This is a genomic window from Mucilaginibacter sp. P4_G9, from assembly GCF_056400985.1.
Map to the genome: position 1 here is coordinate 1 of NZ_JBFUKF010000260.1, position 7,149 is coordinate 7,149.

General features: G+C 43.0%; 4 protein-coding genes. All 4 read left to right on the forward strand.

The window, feature by feature from the left end:
• Positions 1-419, forward strand: a 419-nt coding sequence (locus tag AC1DPZ_RS18810) for a FecR family protein (RefSeq protein WP_477406231.1), incomplete at its 5' end; no start/stop codon positions are given.
• 189 nt (positions 420-608) lie between these two features.
• Positions 609-3,977 carry a TonB-dependent receptor gene (locus tag AC1DPZ_RS18815; protein WP_477406233.1) on the forward strand — a complete coding sequence of 1,123 codons (3,369 nt, stop codon included), beginning with the start codon at positions 609-611 and terminating at the stop codon, positions 3,975-3,977.
• Positions 3,978-3,981: 4 nt separating this feature from the next.
• The gene (locus AC1DPZ_RS18820; protein ID WP_477406235.1) at positions 3,982-5,457 is read left to right on the forward strand and encodes a RagB/SusD family nutrient uptake outer membrane protein; all 1,476 of its coding nucleotides are present in this window, start codon (positions 3,982-3,984) and stop codon (positions 5,455-5,457) included.
• A 112-nt stretch (positions 5,458-5,569) separates the two neighbouring features.
• Positions 5,570-7,149: alpha-N-acetylglucosaminidase (locus tag AC1DPZ_RS18825; RefSeq protein ID WP_477406237.1), on the forward strand; the 1,580-nt coding region annotated here is incomplete at its 3' end.

The following is a 7,149-nucleotide window of genomic DNA, read 5'->3' on the forward strand; positions in this document are numbered from 1 at the left end:
AGGTAGAACTGACCGACGATCCGGAAAAGAAGATCATTTTATCGCCGCATGAAAAACTTACTATAAATAACCAGCTATTAATTGCCGATCATCAATCAAATAAGGTGAATGTGGCCAAAATAAAATATGAAGTAGCTTCGCTGCCCAACATCAGCAATGATACCTACCAGGAAAATGCCTGGACGGAGCATAAAATCATGTTTGTTAATAATGATTTTGAAGATGTAGCCCGCCAAATGGAACGTAAATATAATGTGCACATCATATTTGAAAATGAGGCTTTAAAGAAAGAACAGATAAGTGGCGTACTTGAAAATGAGAGCCTGGATACCGCACTGAATTTCCTGAAGCAAATAGTGCCTTTACAAACAAAAATCGATGGGAACACTGTTTACCTGGCGTACAAGATTAAAAAATAAACAATTCAACTAATATTAACTAACCCCGCAGCATGAAGAGAAATATTTACTTATCAGATTCCTGAAAACCCCTATAAATAAACAAGGGAAGAGGTGCAACTCTTCCCTGCAAAAATCTGGGATTTATTATTAAGAGTAAGAGTGTTATGACGGCGCTTACTCTATCCATTAATTTTCAAAACAAATGTAATGAAAAAAACAACAAGGGCATTTGCAAGTCCATATGCCCCCGTATGCCTTAAAGTTATTTTGCTAATGAAAGCAGTATTCTTTCTCATTCTGGCAACATGTATGCAGGTTTCGGCCAGTGTATACTCGCAACAGAAATTCACACTCAGCATTAAGCAAACTGAGGTAAGTAGTATACTTACTAAAATCCAAAAACAAAGCGATTACCGCTTTTTTTACAACTATGCATCCCTGAAAAAATTAGGCAAGGTTGATATTAATGTGCAGGATGCAACTATTGAGCAGGTATTAGGAGCGCTCATTGATAATAAACTGCCCTACAAAGTAGCGGATGACCATGTAGTTATTATATCTACACCAGAAACCAGCGTTAACCAATTACTTGTTAAAGGCAAGGTTGTCGACAACAAAGGCGAACCACTAATTGGTGTAAATATCAGGCTGCAAGGCACCAACCTGGGTGTAACAACTGATATTAACGGCAACTTCGTTATAAATGCCCCCGTTAACGGTGTATTGGAGTTTAGTTATATAGGTTTCGAGAAAAAGATAGTTACCATAACCAGCGATCAGGCGTTGTCTATCACACTTGTTGCCCTGCCATCTGCTTTAACAGAAGTTGTTGTGGTAGGTTACGGTACCAGTAAAAAAATGGATGTTACCGGCTCGGTAGCCAGTGTTAAAGGCGCCGATATTCAAAACCTGCCGGTGGCATCTGCCGCCCAGGCTTTAGATGGCCGTGCCAGTGGTGTAAACATTGTACGTAACGATGGCTCGCCCGGCGCTGCGCCAAGCATCAGGATTCGTGGTACAGGTACCGTAAATGATGCCAACCCGCTGGTGGTTATTGATGGCGTACCTACCAATAACCCAGATGCTTTAAGTGATATCAACCCTAATGATATCGCTTCGGTAGATATATTGAAAGATGCTTCGGCTGCTGCTATTTACGGTACACGTGCTGCCAACGGCGTGGTATTGGTAACTACACGCAAAGGTACTTACAACCAAAAGTTAGCTACCAATGTTAACTTTTACAATGGTTTTTCAAATACAACCAAGTATTTGAACCTGCTAACCGCGCCTGATCTTTACAAATTGAAAAGGGAGCGTTATACCAATGATGGTGTAGCTATTGACGCGCCATGGACCGATGCCTATTATGCAACACAAAGAACGGATTGGCAACGGGCCATCATGAAAACCGGCCACGTAACCAATGGTGATGTAAACATTACCGGTGGCAATGATGGATCTATTTATTATTTTTCAACTTCTATTTATAACGAGGATGGTATTATTGATAAAACCAATTTCAAACGTTTCAGTACGCGTATTAACTCCGAGCATAAGGTAACCGATTGGTTAAAGCTGGGCGAAAATATCCAATTAAACTACGCTAATAGTAACGGATTTGATAATAACAATTCGCAAACCGGTTTAATTTTTTCTGCGTTGCGTTTTAACCCTGCTATACCGTTGGTTAATGCCGACGGATCATACGGTACATCAAAAGCTTTTGCCAACCAGTTGGGCGATATCAACAGCCCATATGCAACCATACAGCAGGCCGATAGGTTTAACAAAAAATATCGCGCCCTGGCCAACGCTTTTGCCGAGATCACGTTTTTAAAAGAATTGAAACTGCGTGTAAACTACGCGTATGATGGGACCTTAAACCGCGCGTATAATTTTAATATTGCGGATGTTAACCAGGCAAGGCAAAATACCACCTCGTCATTATCCCAGGCAGAGAGCGAATTATCGTCACAGTTGCTGGAGTCGTTTATTACCTATGATAAAGTTTTTGGCAAAAGCCATGTAACGTTTACAGGTGGTTACTCTTACCAAAGATCTAACACTTACGGTTTTGGCGCATCAAGGTTAGGGTATGACGATACATCTGAAGATCAACGATTGCTTGGAACAGGTAACAGCCAGTTTAACACAAGCTTAATCCCCGACCCAACTTCCCTTCAATCGGGTTTTGGCAGGTTGTTTTATGACTACGATGCCCGTTTTCTGGCTACACTAACCTTCCGCGCGGATGGATCTTCAAAATTTGCGCCGAATAAAAGATGGGGTTACTTCCCGGCATTCTCTTTGGGCTGGAGGTTATCAAACGAAGCTTTTATCAAAAATATATCCTGGATAAGCAACCTTAAATTATCCGGCGGCTACGGCGAACTGGGTAATCAAAACATACCCTCATTTCAATATGCCAGTTTAATTAAGCTTGGCAGTACCTACGAAAACAATGGCTATACGTTTGGCGGCGTTGGTTATACAGGTGCTGCAGTTGCCACCCTGGCCAACCAGGTGGTAGCCTGGGAGCGCACAGCCATGACCAATATCAGTTTGGATGCAGGCTTTTTAAACAACCAGTTAAGCACAACATTAACCTGGTTTAATAAAAACACAAAGGATATGCTTCTACCGCCACCTGTTGTAGGTACGGCAGGATCAGTAGTTATTCCTTACCAAAACATTGGTACCATGAACAACCACGGAGTAGAGTTTGAATTTAACTATCAGGGTGGTGACAAGGTAAAATATTCTTTCGGTGCCAACGCCTCATTCATCAAAAACAAGGTAACCAAACTAAACGGTGAAGGAACATTTGTTGGTTCAACCGTATATGGCCGCTCGAGCCAGGAAATTGCCAGAACTTACCAGGGACAGCCGATAGCTTCATTTTATGGCTGGAAAACCAATGGCTTGTACCAAACCCAGGCCGACATTGATAACGATCCTGCTCTTAAAAATGATTCGCGGAAGGCGAACATTAAACCCGGCGACGTACGTTTTCTTGACCTAAACGGCGATGGCCAGATTGATGGTAACGACCGTACAATTTTAGGTAATCCTAATCCAAATGTTACAGCGGGCCTGCAAGGCAGCATATCTTATAAAGGGTTTGATTTTTCGGCAAACTTCACCGGTGTATTTGGTGTAAAACTATATAACGCTGATAGGATGCAGGGAATAGATCCTACCTATCCGTTTAACCTGTATGCCGAAGACTTAGGACGCTGGACTGCTCCCGGTACAAGCAATACCATTCCAAGAATGTCGCTTGACCGCGCCAATGATAACTATCGCACATCTGACCTCTTTGTAGAAAGCGGAAACTATGTAAGCCTCAAAAACGCAACCTTAGGTTATACCCTCCCGGCCAGCTGGACTAAAAAGGCTACTTTGAAAGGTGTTAGGTTTTATGCATCGGGCCAGAACCTGTTTTTTATAACTAAGTACAAAGGCTATACGCCCGAGTTAGGTTATACCAACGGGAACTATCAAAGAGGGGTCGACGTAGCCCAGTATCCGTCAGTAAGAACAATTACATTCGGTTTAACAGTTAAATTATAAAATCATGAAATCGAACAAAATATTATATACGCTTACAGTGCTTACTTTATTAGGTAGCGGCTGTAAAAAGGCACTTGATTTAAAGCAAACCGGTGTTTACAGCTCTGCAAACTATTTTCGTAATGAAACCGATGCCGTTAACGCGATAACCGGTATTTACAGCATTTTGCCGGAAGAGGATTATATTGGCCACGCGGAAGCTACTTTTGACACACCATCTGACGATTACTGGCGTTCTGGCGACCACGGCGAGGATGAAGGTATTGAAAACCTTACCTATGATGCATCAAACGCGGCTATCAGGTACCCGTGGAAGTGGAGATATGAGGAAATTAACCGTGCCACCAATTGCATCATCAATATCCCCAAAATAACAGCCATATCTGCGGATGTTAAAAGCCGTAGCATGGGTGAAGCTTATTTTTTAAGGGCTTTTGGTTACTGGCGTTTAATGATCATTCATGGCGATGTACCTATCATTACCGAAGATGATTATACCAAATTGAATTTTAACGTACCAAAATCACCGATTGAGGAAGTAAGGAAACAAATAGAAAGCGATTTGTTGAAAGCTGTTGATTTGCTACCCGAAAGCTATGGCGCGGCAGACCGTGGCCGTGTAAGCAAAGGCACCGCACTGGGATTGCTTACCAAGCTGTATATGTACTGGGAAAAATTACCAGAAGCTATTGCGACAGGTCAAAAAGTAGTTTCAAACCCGCACTACGCGTTGGCTGCTAATTATACCGATAACTTTACCCGCGCAAATGAAAATAGCACCGAGATCCTTTTCTCCATCCAGGCGGTACAAAACGTAGTTCAAAACGATTTTACTGTTTACTACATCCCAAGGCCATGGGGCGGTTACGGCTTTAGCCAGCCTTTACAGGGGCTTGCAAACGAGTTTGAAGCTAATGACCCACGTAAGGCGGCCACTTTATTAACTGTTGGCGATAAGGTTGACCTGGGCGATGGTAATGGTTTAACCACTTTTACTGCCGATCTGTCGGCAACCGGGTTTGCTTTCAAAAAGTATGCTGTATTTAATACCACGGCCGATGGTGGTGGAGTTGATCATACCTTCGCGGTACCTTTAATGCGGTCGGCTGATATTTACCTGTTGGTAGCAGAGGCCCTTATTCGTACCCAGGGCGCAGGCGCAGGTGATGCACTGATAAACCAGGTAAGACGCCGGGCATCAACATTGTTGCCGCCGGTTGTAGGTGCCGGAATGCCACAGCTGATCCATGAGCGCCGTGTTGAACTTGCAGGCGAGGACCAGCGTCACCAGGACTTAATGCGCTGGGACAAGAAAAACATTGTTGATATAGCAGCCATATACAACAAGGCAGTTTCAAAAGCGCCAATTGACCAATCCAAAACGGTGACATTTGTTCGCCCTAAAAATTATTATTTCCCATTACCACAGGTAGAAATTGATAAGAGTAAAGGCGTTTTAAAACAAAATCCAAACTTTTAAGTAATGATCTATTAAATGCCGGTAGCCAGCAATGATTTGTTAATCAATTTGTGTTGGCTACCGGCATTTTTATTTAAATAATACCCTATACAAAAAAGAACCAGCTTAAATAATGAAAAAAGGTTTATTGATATTTATTGTTACCGCATTTAGTTTAAATACCTACGCCCAGGTTGATCAAAAAGCCTCCCTTGATTTTATTGAACGGGTTATTCCGGGCAAATCGGGTGCTTTTTTAATCGAGTCCATCGCCCAGGATAACGGCAAGGATGCTTTTGAGCTTGATAACCGTAATGGTAAAATAGTTTTACGTGGTAGCAATGGCTTATCTGTAGCCGCGGCCTTAAATTACTACCTTAAAAATTACTGCTTTTGTGATATAGGCTGGAATGGTACCAACTTAAACCTGCCTGCAAATTTGCCTGCAGTTAGCGTTAAGGTTCATAAAACCACCCCATACAAATACCGCTACTACCTTAACTATTGCACCTTTAATTATACCATGGCCTGGTGGGATTGGGAACGCTGGCAAAAAGAAATTGACTGGATGGCCCTCAACGGCATTAACATGCCGCTGGCTATTACCGGCGAAGAAGCCGTTTGGCAAGATGTATACAAAAGCATGGGCTTTACAGATAAAGAACTGGACGCTTTTTTTTGCGGACCGGCCTATTTCTCCTGGTTTTGGATGGGCAATATTGATGCATGGGGCGGCCCCCTGCCACAGCATTGGATGGATACCCACAAAGCATTGCAAAAAAAGATATTGGAGCGCGAACGTTTATTTGGGATGAAACCTGTATTGTCGTCATTTACAGGTCACGTGCCGCCTTCTTTTAAAGATAGGTTCCCGAAGGCAAAAGTAAAAAAAACCAACTGGGATGCCGGTTTTCCGGATGTGTATATTCTTGACCCGGATGATGAATTATTTGAATCCATTGGCAAAAAATATATAGAAGCACAAACCAAAGAGTTTGGTACAGATCATCTTTATTCTGCAGATACTTTTAATGAAAACGTCCCTCCTACCAACGATTCTACCTACCTGGATGGGATGAGTAAAAAGGTTTTCAGGTCTATGACCGCTGCCGATCCCAAAGCGGTATGGGTAATGCAGGGCTGGATGTTTCATTACAATAACAAGTTTTGGCAGCCGCAGCAGATCAAGGCGTTGTTAAATGCTGTACCGGATGATCAAATGATTGTTCTGGATCTGTACAGCGATGCCCACCCGGTATGGAACCGTACCGATGCTTATTACGGCAAACCATGGATCTGGAGTATGCTTCAAAATTTTGGCGGTAACATTAGCTTGTTTGGCCGGATGCGTCATGTAGCCGCCGATCCCGCGATTGCCTTGCACGACCCCGAATCAAAAAACATGACAGGTATAGGCATAACACCCGAAGGGATAGAGCAAAACCCAGCGCTGTTTGCCTTGATGCTTGAAAACGTTTGGCGCGATACCCCTATTGACGCGGATGCCTGGGTAAGCAATTATGCCCGCAGGCGTTATGGACAAACAAATGCTAATGCAGATAATGCATGGCATATATTATTGAATACCGTTTACAGCGGCGGCCTTACCGAAGGCGGCCCGGAATCTATCATGGTGGCCCGGCCAACCATGCAAAAAACTATCGACAGGGTTTTAACAAAACTAAATTATGACCCTAAGCAATTGGCTAAAGC

Excerpts from the sequence above, each read along its gene's own strand:
- AC1DPZ_RS18815 (WP_477406233.1), top strand. The coding sequence starts at position 609 with ATGAAAAAAACAACAAGGGCATTTGCAAGTCCATATGCCCCCGTATGC.
- AC1DPZ_RS18820 (WP_477406235.1), top strand. The coding sequence starts at position 3,982 with ATGAAATCGAACAAAATATTATATACGCTTACAGTGCTTACTTTATTA.